The organism is Pedobacter chinensis (assembly GCF_003339865.1).
Taxonomy (GTDB): domain Bacteria; phylum Bacteroidota; class Bacteroidia; order Sphingobacteriales; family Sphingobacteriaceae; genus Pedobacter; species Pedobacter chinensis.
Map to the genome: position 1 here is coordinate 24,004 of NZ_QPKV01000015.1, position 18,893 is coordinate 42,896.

Consider the following 18,893-nt stretch of genomic DNA (forward strand, 5'->3'; position numbering starts at 1 on the left):
TAAGTGGAGGGCACGGCTTTTATTATTCAAGGACCTACAACTTACTGCAAAGAGGTTGTGGAGAATTATTCGGGATCAGGTCTTGTGATTTGGGTAACATGGCTTAGTGAACCGATAGAAAATATTAATATAATTACTTCATCTGCTATTCAACTTCTTCAAATTGAAAGGCCCGAAACTACTGGTTATTGGAATATTAACTTACAATGTGCAACAACCACTGCGGGGTTGGTATTTATCAAGAAGAATTACCCAAATGTTAAGTTCGCCATGAAAATCCGTTCTGACATGATTATCGCGAATTTTAAGAGATTTTACGCTTCAAATGCCAGATTAATAGCAAGTGAAAGAAATGAACTTATATTTTTGGGCTATGTTAAAAGCCCGAAAGAGAATTATCTTTTAGATTATATTGTAGGCGGACAGGTGGATGCCATGCTAAGGTTTTGGAAAACTTCAGATGATGAAAACTTTGGTCTTCCTTTTCCCGAAGCAGATTTGCAACAACGATATTTTGACTATAATCCAGTTTTAAGTAATCGACTCCCGGCATTTTTTAATATCAATAATACAGAAATATTTTGGCTAAAACCCGGAATTAATTTGAAAAAGTATACAGAGGTAATTTATTTGAATGTTAAGTTTGCTGCTGGCTGGCGTTTGATATTAAAGATGAAGAGAAGAATTAATTTTTACCTGAAAAGATACAAAAAATGAGTGAGCAGCACAAAAACTTTTTTTTTGTAAATTACCTTTTATACTTATTAACGCAGTTTCTAAACTTAGTTACACCATTTATAATCTTACCTATTTTATCTCGACGCTTGGGAGTTGAAGGCGTAGGTAATGTTAGTTATGTGCTTGCGATTAGTCAGGTGTTTATTACAATTAGTGCGGCTGGAATGATAAATTACGGCAATCGTAAGCTATCTGCCTCAAAAAATATTGAACAGGATTTTAGGTTACTTTTTTCCATCCAGTTATTCACATCAACATTAGCAGTAGTTTTCTTTTTAGCTTATACCTTTTTTATAGAAAAAAAATTAACTGATTTGTTTTTAATCTCCTGCTTAGGTGTATTGGCTAACATCTTTGACTTTTCGTGGTATTTTATTGCGGCAAATAAAATAAAAAACATCACATTCAGAAATATAATTGTCAAAGTTATCATGGCGGTGGGAACGTTTTTTTTCGTTAATGATGTACAAGATATTGATATTTACCTTTATCTCTACTTTGGTGCTACATTCTTGCTTAATTTGTTAATGGTTAGCTCGCTTCCGAAAAGTTACCTTTTCATTTTCAAGCTAAAACTGCGTGAGTTTTTTGAAGAGCTGAGAAAAGTCAGTTTATTTTTTGTGCCCACACTACTCATGCTGATGTATGCTTCATTCGATAAAATATTCCTGGCAAAATCAATCAGCAATTCATCGTTGGCCATTTATGATAATGCATTAAAAATTATAACTATTTTATGCGTAATTACGGCTTCATTAAGCCCTTTAATGGTTTCTAAGCTGGCCAGTAGTGAAGAAAAACAAATAACTAGATTAGTTGAAGGATCTGTGTCATTTGTTTGTTATGTTGCTTTTCCCATATTATTTGGGATTATTGCCATAGCAGGTAATTTAGTAGACGTTTTGTTTGGGCATGAATTTATTGAGATGACCAGGGTATTGATTATCCTGTCGCCAATTATTTTTTTTATAGGAATAGGAGATGTTTTGGTAAATCAGATCATTATATCCATGCACATGGACAAAAAATATACTTTGGTAATGCTGGTAATGGTAATACTTTCTGTAATACTCAATATCATATTGATCCCACGCTTTAATCATGACGGGGCTGCATATGGGAATATGCTTTCACATTTTCTTATTCTATTCCTCGAGTTCTATATTTGTGCAAAATATCTTTCAGTTGCAAATGTAATCCGATTGAGTTTGATACCGCTAACCGCAGCCGTATTAATGTTTTTCTCGGTAACATTTTTAGATATATCCAGTCTAGCTTGGGTTAATTTGCTGGTAAAAATTACGGTGGGATTTGCAAGCTATATCTTAGCAGGATTTTTACTTGGATCCAAATTCCAAAAAGATTTTATAATTTACCTACTCAACAAAATAAAAAAAGCATAGATGCAGCAAAAGATCCTACTTGTATTTGGTACAAGACCAGAAGCTATAAAAATGGCGCCATTGGTAAAGCAATTTAGCTTCTTTCCAGAGCATTTCAACCTTAAGGTTTGTGTTACTGCGCAGCATCGTGAGATGTTGGATCAAGTGCTTGATTTTTTTGAAATTACTCCCCATTATGATCTTGATCTCATGAAAAAGGGTCAAAATCTTTTTCAGCTGACCGCAGATATTATACTGGGAATGAAATCGGTATTAGAAGAATTTAAGCCTGACTATGTTTTTGTACATGGAGATACCACTACGTCGATGGCTACAGCTTTATCTGCTTTTTATGCAGGAGCCAAAGTTTGTCATGTGGAAGCTGGCCTTAGAACCTTCGATAAACTTTCCCCTTTTCCTGAAGAAATCAACAGACAATTGACAGGCAGAATTTCCGACATCCACTTTGCCCCCACGGTACTTGCTAAAGAGAATTTGGCCAAAGAAGGCACGACTTCAAGAATATATGTTACAGGTAATACAGTGATAGATGCTTTGTTTTGGGCTACTCAGAAACTGGTCAATTACGAGGACGAAGAAATCCGGTATTTGAAAAGCATTGTTGATTCTTCAAAAAAATTAATCCTGATTACGGGGCACAGGCGAGAAAATTTTGGCGATGGTTTTTTGAAGATTTGTAGGGCTATTAAAAGATTTGCACAAAGAACGGAAGTGCAAATTATCTATCCGGTTCACTTGAATCCAAATGTACAACAGCCCGTTTTCGAATTATTGGATGATCTAAATAATGTACGGCTTATCAAGCCGCTCTCTTACCCTGCTTTCGTATGGCTGATGAATAAATCTTATTTTATTCTCACAGATAGTGGGGGTGTTCAAGAAGAGGCACCTAGCCTAGGGAAACCAGTTTTAGTGATGCGCGATACCACCGAGCGACCAGAAGCTGTAGATGCAGGAACAGTAATCTTGGTAGGAACAAATGAAGAACTCATCTTATCTTCTTGCGAACGTTTATTAGATGATCATGAATTATATCAAAAAATGGCTCAGAGTCATAATCCATATGGTGACGGAACAGCCTGTGAAAGAATTGTAAATGCTTTAATTAATTGATAATGAAAGATGAGCTGTTATTTTTAGCGGAATATCCAAATGAAACCAACATCAAGGATGGCATGATCAGTCGTATTAAAGCCATTGATCAGATTTTTGAAGATGTGCCTAGAATATATCTTACAGTGTCATTGAGGCGTAACATTAAAATGTATCAACAAAAGGTAGGAAAGATTGAGCTTTATAAGCTCAATCTTTTTATGCATTTTTTCAAAATAGTCAGATTAATCATAAATTCTAAGACGATTTACTCACATTCTATACACATGAGCAAGTTTCTTTATATCCTTTTTCCATTTTTTAAGGGAAATCTGATTTTGGACGCTCACGGCGTGGTGCCAGAGGAGGAATTACTATTTCAGAAAAAAAAATTGGCGAGTTTACTAATGTCTATAGTAGAAAAGGTTGTTTTTAGCTATGCTAAATATGTAATATGTGTTTCTAAGGCGATGGAAAATCATTTTAAAAGAAAATATAAAAAATTTAAGGGGAAATATATTATATATAGTATACTTCCTGAGAATTTATTACAAAAACAATTGGAGTCAAGAAGGGAACCCCAAAAAGAAATTAATGTAATTTATAGTGGTGGTATTTCTCCTTGGCAAAACATTTCGCTAATGTTAAAAACAATTGAAAATAATCAGACTCCACATATTAAATATACGATCTTAACTGGGGATTTATTGGGATTGAAGCAGGAACTAAAAAAATTCAAAATTGAACCTGCATACTTAAATGTGCTCAGTGTTCTGCCCTCAGAATTGGATAAATTTTATCAGCAGGCAGATTATGCGTTCATTTTAAGAGACGATATTATTGTAAATAATGTTGCAAATCCTACTAAGATGGTAGAGTATTTATATTATGGAATCATACCTATTGTATTATCGCCAAAAATTGGAGATTATTTTGAGCTTGGTTATGATTATTTTAGCATCAATGAATTTAATACAGATTTGCTGAAACCTGAACAGCCGAGCGTTAAAAATATGCTCGTTGTGAAGCAACTCTTTGAACAAAATAAGGTTATTGATCTAAAGAAAGAAATACTTAATTATAATTAACAATGATTATCATCCTTATCATTCTTTTTGTAGCTGTTTCAATATTATCTTTCTTACCACTTGAATCAAATCTAATTTTAAAGGAAAGTTTGTTCTTTGTGTTGGGGTTGATTTTAATGGTAATTGCAGCTTTTAGAGGTGAAGGGGTTGATCGAGATTATACGACATATATTGAGCTATATCATACGTCTGTCTATGAGATCAATATAGAAGTTTTTTTTTTACTTATCGCTAGTATTGTTAGAAATCTCTTTTTTGATAATGTGCTTTTTCTTTTTTTAATATATGCAATGATTGGAGTTGGCCTGAAGTTCTTTGCTATTCATGAATTGACCAGCCTGTGGTTTCTTTCGGTATTGATTTACATCTCTAATTTTTATATGCTCCATGAAATGACTCAAATAAGGGCCGGTGCGGCATCAGGAATATTATTGTTATGCATTAAACCCATTTATGAACGGAATTTTAAACTCTTTCTGATTTTGGTTATACTGGGTGTATGTTTTCATTATTCGGCTATTGTTATAATTCCTCTGTACTTTATCAATTCGAATAAAAGCAACATGTTACGCTATCTTCTCCTAGTACCGATAGCATACGTTTTGTACTTTTTAAGGATTACCTTAAGCACTGTCTTGGCAACTTTGCCAATACCAGCTATTCAAAGTAAGGTTATAGCCTACAATGCATTGATGGCTAGTGGAGAAATGACAGAGATAAATATATTTAATTTTCTTTTTCTTTTTAAAATAATACTCTGTTTCTTTTTGATTTGGAGACTTCAATCTATTGCCGCAAAAAATAAGTACTTTATTATTTTATTAAAGATATATATCATCGCATTATCTACTTTTGTACTCTTCTCTGATTTCCCAACTTTGGCTTTTAGAATTACAGAACTACTTCAGGTTGTGGAGGTTATTTTAATTCCATTAATAGTCTATGCATTTGTAGAAAAAAGATGGGCAACTCTATTGCCAATATCTTTCGCAGCATTACTGATGTGGCTAATCATTTTTTATACCAAAATCATAATGTAATGAATTCATTATTAGTAACAATAGTTCTTTATAAACAAAGCTTCAATGATACCCCATCCGTTAAAAGCATAGAAACTTCATTAAGTTCAGCACTTGAAAAAGGCATGGTATTCGTTTATGATAACAGTCCCATTCCTCAGCAAATTCAGTCTGAAATTGCAGGATGGAAAATTATATATAAACATAATCCCAAAAATGACGGGATTAGTAAGGGTTACAATGAAAGTGCAGAACTAGCTAAGGAGCTAGGTAAAGAATGGCTTTTGTTTATTGACCAGGATTCTGTTTTTCCAGTAGATTATTTGCAATCTTTGGAAAGCGCAATTAATGAAAATAAGAACACTTTTATATTCGCTCCTATTTTAAAAAGCGGTGCTCGAATTATATCGCCAAATTGGGTGTTTTTGGAAAAAGGGCTGTCTATGAAAATACCAATTACGGGTAATCAACCGATGAAGTTTAAGTCTTTTATCAATAGTGGGCTTTGTGTGAGATTGACTGCCTTTAATAAGGTTGGTGGCTATAATGATAAAATTAGGCTAGATTTTTCGGATACCTATTTCGTGAATAAATTGAAGAGAGCGTTTAATCAAATTTATGTTTTGGATATGATCGTCGAACATTCATTATCTACGTTCTCTGATAATTATAATAGTCAACTAATCAGATTCAGGTATTATTGTAATGGGGCAAGGAATTTTTCTAATATTGTAAACTTTTTCCCCATTTTGGGCATTTGCTCCTTTAGAGCAATAAAACTTAGTCTTTTGTCAAAAAATATGAACTTCTTTACCACCTATTTACAATATTACATTTTGGGGAAATCACTATAGTATTTAAATAGATTTTGCCTACTAATTAACTCAAGTTGCTAGATAAAAAGATAAAAAAGTAAGCATCAAAAAAGAGAACTTTGGTTTACCACAACTAAAAAACTCAGACTGATGCTTACAAAGGATAAAATTACAGGAATATTTTGTTTTATAGATGATTTGTTGAAAATGAGCAGCCATTATGAAGATAGCCGCAGACAGGTTAGCGAGAGCGAGGTAATTACCACTGCGGTGGTATCCTCGCTGTATTTTGGGGGTCATCAGAATAAGGCAGGACAATTTATGAAGATGACGGGAATGGTCCCGGGCATGTTGGACAAGAGCAGGTTACATGCGGTAGCCGAACTGGCCTACAGTTTATTCCTGCAGGTCGGTTATTACTTTTGGTATATCAGTTGCGAAATGAGTGATGTGCTGGATTCCTTTCCCGTGGCTGTATGTGACAATATTCGTATAGCGAACTGTAAAATATTAAAGGGGAAGCAATGGCATGGGAAACAAGCCAGCATGCGCAGATATTTTTATGGGGTAAAAGTACAGTTGTTAATTACCAAAGATGGCATTCCTGTTGAATTTGGCTTTGTGCCGGGCAGTGAGCATGATGCACAGACCTTAAGGAAACTACCGATGGAGCTGCCTGCTGAAAGTGAGGTGTTTGCAGATTCGGCCTATACCAATTATGAGATTGAAGATCAAATGATGGAAACGGACCAGATCGCTTTAAGGGTACATCGCAAATCCAATGCAAAGAGAAAGGACAGCCCAAGCGCTGCCTTTATCAAAGAATACATGCGTAAAAGAGTAGAGACGACGATTAGTGAGATCAAAGGGCTATTCCTAAGAAAGCTCCATGCAGTGACTTTCAAAGGATGGTTGCTGAAAATCACATTGTTTATCTTCGCTTTTACACTTAATAAATTAATAATATAACTAGCACTTGAGTTAATTACTTATCGATAAATATTCTCATGATAAAATTTTACTTGACTTTACTTTTAGAACTCGCTTTGGCTCCGTTACTATATCCATTAAATTCGTTAAAAAACCACTTAGGTAAAAATGATAAAGGAAAACAGGCACTAAGAGCGAAACCGATAGCGGATGAGATAATTTATGCGATCCATGAGTGGGCAGGTTATCCACCAATTAGAAAAAAGAAAATAGCTTACGTTAATAAGGAGTTTACCTGCGGACTCAGGTTCCAGCTTCAAAGAATCTATGCTTATAAAGGTCAGCGTTCCATCAGAAAAATTTTAACAGTGTCTGATTATAATACGCAATATTTTACCTCGTTAAAAGAAACCGAAAGAATTGACGAAGCTCTGGAAATTTATCCTGTGGAAAATAAGGCGATGGATTTTTCCGGATATGCTTATGTTTGCCATAATTTAATTGATTGGAATAAGGAACAAGCGATTTTCTTAACCAATTCGTCTGTAAATTGTCAAATAGATCATTTTATTGACGATTATGTAGATTTGTTAGTGAAATACAAAAATATCGGATTAATTGGAGTTTCCTATTCAACAAAAATTTATCAGAGCCTCATCAAAAATAATTTCAATCCCCACTTACAGAGTTTCTTTTTGCTTACCACAACAAGTGTTCTTAAAGAATTGCTGGCTATAAATAACGGGCTTTTTCCAGGTGAAAATGAGTCGTATAAAGCATCTATCATTAGATTTGGTGAAATAAAACTAAGTAAGCTTGTTCAATCTTTAGGTTATGACATTGCTTTTGTAAGTGAAGATGGAAATTTAAATCTTTTCCCAAAAAAGAACTGGCTTTTTAATGGATATCAAAAATGGAAGTTACCACATGGAGATTATCGGCTTTGGAACGTTCATCCAAACAAAATTTATAAATATGAAAAGGCATACCAAACAATAGGTTGATTAGCAGGATGGTTAATCCTTTTGCCCAATGCTTAACCTAGTCATTTTGAAGTCGACCTATAAAAACATTAGTTATTCTAGTTATATTTGGTTCGATTTTTAATTTAAAATTTAAAACTTTTTGCATATGACCTTAGATAGAATTTCACTAGCAGATTTGATTTTAGAACGACTTGCTGTACAAAAAGATGAATTACGTAAAGAATTTTCTCTAAAAGGACGAATCAATTCATGCTTTATTGATAACTTATTGCCAGTTAATATCGCAAAGAAAATTTATGATGCCTTTCCGTCGCCTGAAGAAATGGCTATTCATAAATCGCTAAGAGAAAATAAAAGAGTTGCCGCACAAATGGATTTATATGACCCCTTGTTAGAGGAAATTGTTTATGCATTTCAAGATCAGCGCATCATTAAAATAGTGGAAGAAATTACGGGTATCGAGGAGATGACACCTGATGAGCATTTATATGCCGGAGGAATTAGCTTGATGGCACATGGTAATTTTTTGAATCCTCACTTAGACAATTCTCACGATAACGATAGGGAAAATTATAGGGTACTGAATCTCTTATACTATGTTACGCCAGATTGGCCTGTTGAAAATGGCGGGAATTTAGAGCTTTGGGATAAAGGAACGAAAAGAACTCAGCGTACCATACACTCTAAGTTTAACAGATTGGTATTAATGATCACAAATAAGTCTTCCTATCACTCTGTTAGCAAAGTGGTATCTGATGGCAAAAGATGCTGTGTATCCAACTATTACTTTTCGAAGATTCCTGCAGAAAATGAAGAGTATTTTCACGTAACTTCATTCTATGGCCGACCAGAAGAACCAATTAAGGATATTTTATTAAAAATTGATTCTGGTCTCAGGAATATGGTTAGAAAGGTGACAAAAAAACGAGTTGTCGAAACTAAGCACATTTATAAAAAGGATTCCAATAAATAATCGAGTGGAAATTTTTTCAGGTAGTATTGTATTATATAATAATGAGGCCACTTCTCTTAAAAAAGCAATTGATAGTTTTTTGAAGGCCAATAATAAGGGAGTTTTATATTTAATAGATAATTCAACGTCGGATGTGTTAAAGAAACTTGCCAATATGGAAAGAATTCATTACATCCATAATCCTTCAAACCCTGGCTTCGGAGCGGCACATAATGTTGCCCTGAATTTGGCCATCGAAGCAGGATATCAATATCATTTTATCATTAACCCGGATATCTATTTCAACGTTGATATCATTACACCAATGCTCAATTATATGCAGGATCGTCCTGATGTGGGTATGCTAATGCCAGAAGTACTGAATGAAGACGGGTCTGTGCAGTATCTTCCAAAGCTCTTGCCAAGTCCGTTTTGGATCTTTAGAAGAAAACTAAAGAAACCAGCCAAGATACACCAGAAATTTGTAGATAAGTATGAGTTACAAAAGGTGGGAAGACGAACCATATATAATTCTCCATTGCTTTCGGGCTGCTTCACTTTATTAAATCTAACCGCAATCAAAGAATTGGGCGGATATGATGATCAATACTTTATGTATTTTGAAGATTTCGATCTTTCGCGTCGAATTCACAGAAAATATAAAACGATCTACTTCCCAAACGTGTCAGTCTATCACAGCTATGATAGCGGAGCAAACAAAAGTTCACGATTATTTAGCATCTTTGTCTCTTCAGCAATTACCTATTTTAATAAATGGGGTTGGTTTTTTGATAAAGAAAGGATAAAAGTTAATAAAGAAACTTTAAAGCAATTTGAAAGCTAAGATTATCATAACAGGAGCTTCCGGTTTTGTAGGCAAAAATATTGTCGATTACCTGGGAAATCAAAATGTTGAATGTCTGGATCGGTTACAGCTTCAACATTTGAATAGTTCAACGCTGCAAAATGCTGCAGCCGTTGTTCATCTTGCCGGTAAAGCTCATGATATAAAAAATGTTGGTAATCCTGATGATTATTATACGGTTAATTTTGAATTAACCAAGGAATTATATAATGCCTTTCTTCAGTCGGATGCAAAAAAATTTATTTTCATTAGTTCTGTAAAAGCTGTAGCAGATACTGTTGATGGAGTTTTAACCGAAGCCATTATTCCCTCGCCGCAAACACACTATGGCAAGTCGAAGTTAATGGCTGAAGAATATATCATTGCCCAACAATTGCCAGCTAACAAGTTTTATTATATTTTAAGACCAAGCATGATTCATGGCCCTGGCAACAAAGGCAATCTTAACCTATTATATCAGGTAGTGAAAAGAGACATCCCTTATCCGTTCGCTGCTTTTCAAAATAAAAGGACTTTCCTGAGTGTAAAAAATCTATGTTTTGTAATAAAAGAATTGATCGATCAAAAAGAAATTCCTTCTGGCGTTTACCACATTGCAGATGACGAATCATTATCAACTACAGACGTAGTACGTGTTTTGGCACAATCTATGGGTAAAAAGCCAAAGCTATGGAAAATTTCAAAATCATTGATTAGCAGCATTGCAAGAGTTGGCAATTGGTTGAGATTACCTTTGAACACTGAAAGGCTATATAAATTAACTGGCGATTATGTGGTAAGTAATCTTAAAATAATGCAGGCTTTAAACGTTAAGCTTCCGGTAAAAGCTAAAGAAGGACTAATTGAAACGGCAAATTCTTTGAGCAATCCAAAAAAAGACAACGAAAGATAAACATATATATGTAGCACAAATGGACATCACATAATTATATTTTAGATGGCAGGAATTCGCTCAACAGACCAAGTATTTAGCACTTGTTTATTAACTGGTGGAAATGGGTATTTAGGCAAACATATCCAACAACATCTAAGCGCATGTAATTTTGAGATTTCCACACTTGGACGAAGAACAACCAATACATATACTGTTGATCTTTCTACCGAAGTTCCTATCATTGATCGGGCTTTTGAAATTATTGTCCACTGCGCTGGCAAGGCACATAGCTTTCCCAGAAATCAAAAGCAAAAACAAGCTTTCTTTGATGTTAATGTAACAGGCACGAAAAACCTATTAAGTGCTTTAGAAGCAGCACCTGTGCTGCCCCGGCATTTTGTATTTATGAGTTCTGTTTCTGTTTATGGGCTTAACCAAGGCCTCGGAGTTAGTGAAGAGCAGCCTTTGCAGTCTCAATATCCGTATGGCCGGAGCAAAATCGAGGCTGAGAAACTGATCATATCATGGTGCGAACAACATGGTGTTACCTACCTTATTTTACGTCTTCCCCTGCTCGCCGGAAACAATCCGCCAGGCAATTTAAAGATGATGATCAAAGGGATCAAAAAAGGATATTACTTTAATATTTCAAAAGAATCAATCCGAAAGAGCATTGTAATGGCAGAAGATGTAGCTAAAATAATTCCTAAAAGCCTTAAAACAACGGGTATATTTAACTTAACTGATGGTTATCATCCATCTTTTCAAGAATTGGCAAATTTAATTGCTGAACAACTCAATTATCCGTTACCTAAAAGTATTCCGAAATGGATTAGCAAGATGCTTATTTTTTCCGCCAAAAAATTTGGCTTTATATCACCAATAAATGCGTATAAGTTTCAGAAGTTAACATCAAGTTTAACTTTTGACGATTCTAAAGCAAGAGAAATTTTGGGCTGGAACCCAGGTAAAGTGCTTGAAAAATTTAAAATAAAGGATTAACTACGAAAAACACCTAATGACAATATTTATTAGTACTATCTTTTTACTGCTTTTTTTTCTTATTGAACTATTATATTTCAAAATCGCGAGTCACTACAATATCATAGACAAACCGAATTTCCGTAGTTCCCATAGTAACATCACTATTAGAGGCGGTGGGATTATATTTGCCATAGGAATGCTGATTTACTTTGTTGCATTTGGTTTTAGCTACCCATATTTTATTTTAGGACTACTAATCATCAGTGCGGTCAGTTTTGTGGATGATATTAAGCCAGTTAGTAATAAATTAAGGATAATATGTCATTTTTTTGCAGTATTGCTACTGTTTTTTCAAACTGGAATGCTCGATCTTCCAATTTACCTTGTGGCACTCTCATTTGTAATTGTAATTGGTATCATCAATGCGATCAATTTTATGGATGGTATTAACGGATTAACTGGTATTTATGCCTTTGTTACACTGATCACTTTGTATTACCTAAATAACTATATTGATACGGATTTTGTAGCTAATGACCTCATTATAGTGGCTATTCTTTCTGTTATAGTTTTTTTGTTCTTTAATCTTCGCATAAAGGCCAAAAGTTTTGCAGGCGATGTTGGCAGTGTAGGAATTGCTTTTATTCTTGTCTTTTTAATTGGAAGCCTGATTATCATGTCTCAAAACTTAAATTACTTGTTGCTTCTTTTACTTTATGGTCTGGATTCTATTACAACCATTGTTTTTCGTTTAATGCGAAAAGAAAATATTTTTAGTGCTCACCGATCTCATTTTTACCAGTTTTTAGCCAATGAAAAAAACATACCGCATCCTTTGGTTGCAATTGGCTATGCTATTGTTCAATTGTTGTTTAATGGAGCACTAATTATAGTTAAACCCAGTTACAGTTTAGCTATAATATATGTAATATTAGTTGGTACTTTATTCATTATGCTGAGGTTTTTGTTAGAAGGGAAAAAGCGATTACTCGAAGCTGTGTTACCTGACAAAATGTAATTGTGGCTAAAACTTATAAATCAGTAAGTTGAGATCAGTTGTTATACAAGGGTTTTATAAATATGGATTTTTAGTTATATTAGCAATTAAAATCATTGTGCAATTAGCATTTAGTGAGTTTTCATCATCAAAGACGGGGTTTAAATGAGGTTGTTATATGATAATTTAATCTATTATTTGCAGAAAAATGGAGGTATTTCTACTTATTGGTATGAACTCACTGTTAGATTTCTGAAAGAAGATAGGGTTTTTCTTAATTTTTATGAACCTAATCAAAAAACAGCAAACATTTTGAGACAGCAATTGCCTATCTCAAAAGAACAAATTATAGATAGGGCTAATCTTTTCACACTTTTGGACCGATTTGTTAAACTTCCAGCCTATAACAAACCTCATATTTTTCATTCCAGCTATTTTAGAACCCCTGTTAAAGCTTCAAATACAATTGTAGTTACTACTGTACACGATTTTACCCACGAAAAATATTACCGGGGACCAAGGTTATGGCTCCATAAATATCTAAAAGATGCAGCTATAAAGGCAAGCGATTGTATTATTACTGTTTCTAAGCATACAAAAAATGATTTATTAAATAGCTATCCACACCTTCAAGAATCAATGGTAAAAGTAATTGCTAATGGAGCATCTGCTGATTTTCAAATCTTGGAAAATGGAGATACTGACTTTAAAAACCCTTTTTTTCTTTTCGTAGGTGCTAGGGAATATTACAAGAATTTTGATTTTGCAGTAAATTTAACAACAGTTTGTAAAGATTTTTATCTGTATATTGTCGGAAACCCACTTACTGCAAAAGAGCATCAATTGCTGAAAAAAAAGTTGGGTAACCGGTTCCTTGTATTTCCAAATATAGATAAGGCCAAGCTCAATTCTTTGTATAATACCGCTTTCTGCCTACTTTATCCTTCTTCTAACGAAGGCTTTGGAATCCCAATTTTAGAAGCTATGCAAGCTGGCTGCCCTTTTATCGCATTACATGCTTCTTCCATACCGGAAGTAGCTGGACAGGCAGGCGTATTATTGCAAGCATTAAGCATAGAGGAAGCCCTTTGTGCCATCGACATAATTGGTAATCGCAGAACAGAAATTGTTGATAAAGGACTTGAGCAAGCAAAAAAATTTTCTTGGGATAATTGTTTTAAAGAAACTTATAGCTTATATAGATCTTTAGCCTCATGACCATTAGTATTATTACTGTAGTTTTTAATAATGAATTGATTGGTTCGGCAATACAGTCTGTTATTGATCAAGATTATAAAGATATTGAGTATGTCGTGATCGATGGTGGGTCAACAGACGGCACACTTGATATCATCAACAATTTCCGTAAAGACATAGATATACTCGTTTCAGAACCAGATAAGGGTATTTACGATGCACTAAATAAAGGCATTCAGCTTGCTAAAGGCCAAATTGTTGGTATTATGAATGCTGATGATCTGTTTGCTGACAATCAGGTTTTAAGTAGAGTGGCTGCAAAATTTAAAAATGAGCCCAATGTAGACGCCTTTTATGCGGATATTGTGTTTACAGATAGGCAGGATACGCAGAAAATTAAACGTTATTATTCTTCAGAGAAATTTAGGCCTTGGATGTTTAGATTTGGTACAGCGCCAGCTCATCCTTCATTTTATTCCAAAAGGTCACTTTTTCAAAAGCATGGAGCATATTCAACAGATTTTGATATATCGGGAGATTTTGATTTATTGCTTAGGTTTCTACTTATTCATAAGGTTAAGGCAAAGTATGTTAAGGATGTATGGGTAAAAATGCGGCAAGGAGGAATAAGTACTTCAGGCTTTGCAAGTATCAAAAAGCAAAACAATGAAATTATTCAATCGTGTAGGAATCATGGTGTTGCAACCAGTATTCCACTTGTGTATTCAAAATACTTATTTAAGTGGTGGGGCTTTATCTTCAAAAAAAGCTAAACCATGGGAGTTTTAAGGAAAAATGCGGCCTACAATATCGTGTTAGCCCTAACTCAGGTTCTTTTTCCAATAATTACCTTCCCTTATGCATCCAGAGTATTAGGGCCAGAGGCATTAGGGGCCGTTAGTTTTGCAGACAATTTTACCATATATTTTTTGATATTGTCTGGGCTTGGCATTCCATTATATGGTGTTAGAGAAGTGGCCCGGGCAAAACATGATTCCAAATTGCTCGGCAAAACATTTTCAGAATTGTTCTCTATTCATGCAATGAGCGCTATTATAGCTACGGGCATCCTTTTTCTGATCAGTTGGTATATTGATAAACTTCATTCAAATTTTGCGTTATATCAAATTGGGATGGCTATTTTGATGGGAAGCATTTTCATATCCGAATGGTTTTTCCAGGGCATGGAAGAATTCCGTTATATTACATTAAGGACAGTTTTAATCAGACTTTTAACAATCTCCTTGATGTTTCTTTTTGTACGTGGCCCCGAGGATAAAAACATATATTATGGTTTAAACCTTTTAATCGCTCTCATCTCCGGTGGATTCAATATGTACTTCATTACTAAACGGATAAAAATTTCGTTTACGAACTTAGCAATCAAAAAACACCTCAAGCCACTTTTTCTTATTCTGGCAAGTGCTATGGTTACTACTATATATCTTGTTTTTGACACGGTTATTTTAGGTTTTTTAACAAACGACATAACAGTAGGTTATTACGCCGCGTCAATGCGTATCGCAAAAATCTCACTTTCTGTAATGGGGGCTGTATCTCTCGCCCTATTACCTCGGCTCACACAAGCATTTTATCAACAAGATTATTCTACAGCCAACGGATTGCTAAACAAGTCTATACGTTTTGTTATTTTTCTCGGTATTCCCATTGCTATGGGGATTTTTTGTTTAGCGAATGAGGTTGTGAATGTTTTTGCCGGGAGCGATTATTTGCCTGCTGCGAATTCGTTAAGGATATTATCCTGTATCGTGATTTTTGTGGGACTTGCTCAGGTATTTAGTAATCAAATTCTTTTGCCGTTAAAACAGGAAAGGAAAATTTTTTATGCCTCAATTGCTGGTGTTATCGTTAGTTTAATCCTTAATTTTATGTTAATCCCTATATTTAGGCATAATGGTGCTGCCATAAGTTCGCTATTAACGGAATTGGTAGTTGTTATCATTTTGTATATCTTCACAAGAACGCTATTTGTAGTATCCATGCCCGTTAGCCTATTGCTGAAGAGTCTATTTACCAGTAGCTTTTTTTTTCTGATCCGATACCTTGTGAGCCAGTTTACAGCACTTCCCATATTAGTTCTTACCTTTACAATTGGAATATGTGTAACCTTTTACATACTTGTACAGTTATTTATCTGGAAAAATAAGGATATGATTGAGGTTTTATCTGTATATCGTCCGTTAGGCTTTTTAAGTAGATTAATTGAGTAAAACGATATGAAGCGCGTCTGTATTGTTATTCCTATCTATAAAGAATCATTGAGTGCTTTTGAACAAATTTCGATTGAGCAATGCTTTCGTGTGCTTAATAAGCATGACATTTTTTTTGTTATTCCCAAGCGGTTGGAATTTGCGATGCTTAAAAACAAATTTATAAGGGAAAAAAAGGCGCAATATAAAATTTTTAAGGATCATTTTTTTTCTAGCCTTGGTGGATATAATAAGCTGATGAAGTTTCCCGGGTTTTATGGTGCGTTTCTCGATTTTAAATTTATGCTGATTTATCAGTTGGATGCGTTTGTATTTAGAGATGAATTGGATTATTGGTGCAACCAGAATTTCGATTATATCGGTGCTCCGTTCATAAAGGAAAGTGGCAATGAAGCAGGTGGTATCATTATTGGACAAGGAAATGGGGGGTTTAGTCTTCGGAGGATAGCCAGTTTTTATAAAATCGGTAGGCAGATTAAAAAACTCCAGTTCAAACACCCTTTTTTTTCTCCAAGTAAGCCTTTTTATATTAATTTATGGAGAGATATTAAATATAATATGATTTATAATTTCTCATTTTATCCACTCCAACCAGTAGTCAACGAAGATATTTTCTGGGCGCAACTAATTCCATCAGCATTTGCCGATTTTCGTGTGCCTGAACCAATGCAAACCCTGCCTTTTAGCTTTGAAGTAAGTCCCGGTGCACTTTATATACTGAATGAATACAAGCTGCCTTTTGGCTGTCATGGTTGGTGGAAATATGAGCCAGATTTTTGGGCTCGTTACATTAGGGAGGTTGGATATGAGATTTAGTAAAATTCACTTGCTGGAATCTCAGGAAAAAGCATATTTTTTAGATGGTATAAAAGAGCTTTATAATACTATCCAAAAGGACAATTCGATTTTGATTACCAGAAAAATAGTAACCAACAGGCGAATAAAATCCTATCTTGTTCGCAAATTAGTCAGCGTACCTTGTCTTTTTGGTCTTAAATTTCGACTATGGAATAATAGAAAGGTGAATTTTGCTGCACTGATAAGTGGCGACTTCAGTGTTCTGATTCCTCATGCGTTCTACTCGCAGCTAAATTTTGTTTATATGCACGATGTGTGGCCAAGGTTCCAATATTGGATTTTTCCATTGCTCGATCTGTTCAATATCAGGCATGTATTTTTCTCCTCTAAACAGGTATGGGCAGATCATCTGAAAAAATTTCCAAAGAGTCGGTGTCAGAGCATGTGGCTTCCAGAGGGTATAGATGCAAATGAATATTCTTTTAGGCCATATCACGAAAAAAAAATAGATGTGCTGGAATTTGGGAGAAGATATGAAAAATATCACCTGCTTATCAAAGACAGGTTGGGCGCTAATTCTAAATATCATGTGTATAAACATAAAGAATCAGATCTATTGTTTCAGGAGAAATCAGATTTAGTAGAGGCGCTTGCAGGGGCTAAAATTGTAATTTGCACTCCTTCAAATATTACGCACCCTGAACGTTCAGAATATATTTCTTCTATGACTTTGCGCTATCTTCAGGCAATGGCTTCGAAATGTTTAATTGTTGGAATTACGCCGTTAGATATGCAAGAACTGTTCGACTACCAGACGATAGTGGAAATAGACATGGAGAATGCCGCAGAACAATTGTTAGAAGTGCTCAGCAATTACGATTCTTATTTTCCTCTTATCGAAAGAAACTATTTGGAGGTCAGAAAAAATCATCAGTGGATTAACCGTTGGGATATCATAAAACAAAAAATAGAAGAGGTAAAATGAGTTTTCCGCTAGTATCCATCATTATTCCAACATATAATTACGGACATTTCATATTAGATGCGCTCCGTAGTATATCGGCGCAAAGCTATACTAATTGGGAGTGTATCATTATAGACGATGGCTCAACTGATGATACCGCATCGATTGTAGCAGAATATATTACAACACATGCCAATCAACATTTTGAATATATTTATATTAGCAATGCGGGATCATCTAATGCCAGAAACATTGGTGTGGAGAAATCAAAAGGGGTTTATTTACAATTTTTGGATGCAGATGATTTATTACAAGCAGATAAACTGGCTATTCAGGTTAAGGTTATGAAGTCCGAATATTGCGCGCTGGTTTTTTCAAAATCGATTTTTTTTAGTAGCAGTAATGCCATAAAAAGAATTTATCAAGATAAATACCCTGCTGGTTTTCTGGCAACTAAAACGCTAAATGGGATTGATCTTGTAAAATCACTCATAACGAATAATATTTTTCCTATTAGTAGTGCTCTTGTACATAAAGCGCTTGTAAAGAATGCCGGAATGTTCGATGCAGGTTCGAATAATAATGAAGATTGGCTGATATGGTTTAAAATAGCCCTTCTCAGACCAATTTTTGTTTTTGACGACTCAAAAGCGACAGGAACTGAAATCAGAATACATCCGCATAGTATGATGGGTGGGAAAAGAAAAATGTTTGAGGGAGAGGTTTTTGTGAGAAATCAAATCGATAGTATGCTCAAAGATCAATTTAAGGATGATGAGATAAATGTACTAAAGAAATATAACCAGGATTTGTTAGCATTACACCGTATTCGGTCTCTTGATATAATTTCTGGTTCAAAACATGTATTAATGAGATTTATACATTCTCCTATCCGAAATTTCAGGCTATTATACATGGCATGTTTTAAACTAACAATAAGGGTTTTGAAAAAATAATCGA

19 protein-coding genes are annotated in these 18,893 nt (G+C 34.5%); all 19 read left to right on the forward strand.

Annotated features, from left to right (window positions below; translation table 11 throughout):
* Nucleotides 1-3 precede the first annotated feature (3 nt).
* Nucleotides 4-717 carry a hypothetical protein gene (locus DU508_RS22400; protein ID WP_115404900.1) on the forward strand — a complete coding sequence of 238 codons (714 nt, stop codon included), beginning with the start codon at nt 4-6 and terminating at the stop codon, nt 715-717.
* Nucleotides 714-2,141: an oligosaccharide flippase family protein gene (locus DU508_RS22405; protein WP_115404901.1), complete on the forward strand. Its 1,428-nt coding sequence runs from the start codon at nt 714-716 to the stop codon at nt 2,139-2,141. Before DU508_RS22400 ends, DU508_RS22405 begins: the two co-directional genes overlap by 4 nt.
* Complete coding sequence (wecB, locus tag DU508_RS22410) at nt 2,142-3,254, forward strand: non-hydrolyzing UDP-N-acetylglucosamine 2-epimerase (protein WP_115404902.1); 1,113 nt, start codon at nt 2,142-2,144, stop codon at nt 3,252-3,254.
* 2 nt (nt 3,255-3,256) lie between these two features.
* Nucleotides 3,257-4,321 carry a glycosyltransferase family protein gene (locus DU508_RS22415; RefSeq protein WP_115404903.1) on the forward strand — a complete coding sequence of 355 codons (1,065 nt, stop codon included), beginning with the start codon at nt 3,257-3,259 and terminating at the stop codon, nt 4,319-4,321.
* 2 nt (nt 4,322-4,323) lie between these two features.
* Nucleotides 4,324-5,361, forward strand: coding sequence for an EpsG family protein (locus DU508_RS22420; RefSeq protein ID WP_115404904.1), 1,038 nt, complete (start codon nt 4,324-4,326; stop codon nt 5,359-5,361).
* Complete coding sequence (locus DU508_RS22425) at nt 5,361-6,194, forward strand: glycosyltransferase (protein WP_158542234.1); 834 nt, start codon at nt 5,361-5,363, stop codon at nt 6,192-6,194. The genes DU508_RS22420 and DU508_RS22425 overlap by 1 nt, the downstream gene beginning before the upstream one ends.
* A 111-nt stretch (nt 6,195-6,305) precedes the next feature.
* Nucleotides 6,306-7,124, forward strand: a complete 819-nt coding sequence (locus DU508_RS22430; RefSeq protein WP_115404906.1) for an IS982 family transposase — start codon at nt 6,306-6,308, stop codon at nt 7,122-7,124.
* 38 nt (nt 7,125-7,162) lie between these two features.
* A complete protein-coding gene (locus DU508_RS22435; protein ID WP_115404907.1) occupies nt 7,163-8,089 on the forward strand; it encodes a hypothetical protein in 927 nt (308 codons plus the stop codon).
* Between the two features lie 127 nt (nt 8,090-8,216).
* A complete protein-coding gene (locus DU508_RS22440; RefSeq protein WP_115404908.1) occupies nt 8,217-9,044 on the forward strand; it encodes a 2OG-Fe(II) oxygenase in 828 nt (275 codons plus the stop codon).
* Between the two features lie 4 nt (nt 9,045-9,048).
* A complete protein-coding gene (locus DU508_RS22445; RefSeq protein WP_233509711.1) occupies nt 9,049-9,867 on the forward strand; it encodes a glycosyltransferase in 819 nt (272 codons plus the stop codon).
* Complete coding sequence (locus tag DU508_RS22450; protein WP_115404909.1) at nt 9,857-10,780, forward strand: NAD-dependent epimerase/dehydratase family protein; 924 nt, start codon at nt 9,857-9,859, stop codon at nt 10,778-10,780. The genes DU508_RS22445 and DU508_RS22450 overlap by 11 nt, the downstream gene beginning before the upstream one ends.
* A gap of 45 nt (nt 10,781-10,825) precedes the next feature.
* Nucleotides 10,826-11,764, forward strand: a complete 939-nt coding sequence (locus tag DU508_RS22455) for an NAD-dependent epimerase/dehydratase family protein (RefSeq protein WP_115404910.1) — start codon at nt 10,826-10,828, stop codon at nt 11,762-11,764.
* Nucleotides 11,765-11,780: 16 nt separating this feature from the next.
* A complete protein-coding gene (locus DU508_RS22460; RefSeq protein ID WP_115404911.1) occupies nt 11,781-12,764 on the forward strand; it encodes an MraY family glycosyltransferase in 984 nt (327 codons plus the stop codon).
* Between the two features lie 144 nt (nt 12,765-12,908).
* Nucleotides 12,909-13,961: a glycosyltransferase family 4 protein gene (locus DU508_RS22465; protein ID WP_115404912.1), complete on the forward strand. Its 1,053-nt coding sequence runs from the start codon at nt 12,909-12,911 to the stop codon at nt 13,959-13,961.
* The gene (locus DU508_RS22470) at nt 13,958-14,713 is read left to right on the forward strand and encodes a glycosyltransferase family 2 protein (protein WP_115404913.1); all 756 of its coding nucleotides are present in this window, start codon (nt 13,958-13,960) and stop codon (nt 14,711-14,713) included. Before DU508_RS22465 ends, DU508_RS22470 begins: the two co-directional genes overlap by 4 nt.
* Before the next feature lie 3 nt (nt 14,714-14,716).
* The gene (locus tag DU508_RS22475) at nt 14,717-16,171 is read left to right on the forward strand and encodes a flippase (protein ID WP_115404914.1); all 1,455 of its coding nucleotides are present in this window, start codon (nt 14,717-14,719) and stop codon (nt 16,169-16,171) included.
* Between the two features lie 144 nt (nt 16,172-16,315).
* Nucleotides 16,316-16,987: a DUF5672 family protein gene (locus DU508_RS22480; RefSeq protein ID WP_158542235.1), complete on the forward strand. Its 672-nt coding sequence runs from the start codon at nt 16,316-16,318 to the stop codon at nt 16,985-16,987.
* Nucleotides 16,977-17,954: a glycosyltransferase gene (locus DU508_RS22485; RefSeq protein ID WP_158542236.1), complete on the forward strand. Its 978-nt coding sequence runs from the start codon at nt 16,977-16,979 to the stop codon at nt 17,952-17,954. The genes DU508_RS22480 and DU508_RS22485 overlap by 11 nt, the downstream gene beginning before the upstream one ends.
* Nucleotides 17,915-18,889 (forward strand): glycosyltransferase family 2 protein, encoded by a 975-nt coding sequence (locus DU508_RS22490; RefSeq protein ID WP_115404917.1) that lies wholly within the window; start codon nt 17,915-17,917, stop codon nt 18,887-18,889. Before DU508_RS22485 ends, DU508_RS22490 begins: the two co-directional genes overlap by 40 nt.
* Nucleotides 18,890-18,893: the final 4 nt, after the last annotated feature.

Excerpts from the sequence above, each read along its gene's own strand:
- DU508_RS22405 (WP_115404901.1), top strand. The coding sequence starts at position 714 with ATGAGTGAGCAGCACAAAAACTTTTTTTTTGTAAATTACCTTTTATAC.
- wecB (WP_115404902.1), top strand. The coding sequence starts at position 2,142 with ATGCAGCAAAAGATCCTACTTGTATTTGGTACAAGACCAGAAGCTATA.
- DU508_RS22415 (WP_115404903.1), top strand. The coding sequence starts at position 3,257 with ATGAAAGATGAGCTGTTATTTTTAGCGGAATATCCAAATGAAACCAAC.
- DU508_RS22420 (WP_115404904.1), top strand. The coding sequence starts at position 4,324 with ATGATTATCATCCTTATCATTCTTTTTGTAGCTGTTTCAATATTATCT.
- DU508_RS22425 (WP_158542234.1), top strand. The coding sequence starts at position 5,361 with ATGAATTCATTATTAGTAACAATAGTTCTTTATAAACAAAGCTTCAAT.
- DU508_RS22430 (WP_115404906.1), top strand. The coding sequence starts at position 6,306 with ATGCTTACAAAGGATAAAATTACAGGAATATTTTGTTTTATAGATGAT.
- DU508_RS22435 (WP_115404907.1), top strand. The coding sequence starts at position 7,163 with ATGATAAAATTTTACTTGACTTTACTTTTAGAACTCGCTTTGGCTCCG.
- DU508_RS22440 (WP_115404908.1), top strand. The coding sequence starts at position 8,217 with ATGACCTTAGATAGAATTTCACTAGCAGATTTGATTTTAGAACGACTT.
- DU508_RS22455 (WP_115404910.1), top strand. The coding sequence starts at position 10,826 with ATGGCAGGAATTCGCTCAACAGACCAAGTATTTAGCACTTGTTTATTA.
- DU508_RS22460 (WP_115404911.1), top strand. The coding sequence starts at position 11,781 with ATGACAATATTTATTAGTACTATCTTTTTACTGCTTTTTTTTCTTATT.
- DU508_RS22465 (WP_115404912.1), top strand. The coding sequence starts at position 12,909 with ATGAGGTTGTTATATGATAATTTAATCTATTATTTGCAGAAAAATGGA.
- DU508_RS22470 (WP_115404913.1), top strand. The coding sequence starts at position 13,958 with ATGACCATTAGTATTATTACTGTAGTTTTTAATAATGAATTGATTGGT.
- DU508_RS22475 (WP_115404914.1), top strand. The coding sequence starts at position 14,717 with ATGGGAGTTTTAAGGAAAAATGCGGCCTACAATATCGTGTTAGCCCTA.
- DU508_RS22480 (WP_158542235.1), top strand. The coding sequence starts at position 16,316 with ATGCTTAAAAACAAATTTATAAGGGAAAAAAAGGCGCAATATAAAATT.
- DU508_RS22485 (WP_158542236.1), top strand. The coding sequence starts at position 16,977 with ATGAGATTTAGTAAAATTCACTTGCTGGAATCTCAGGAAAAAGCATAT.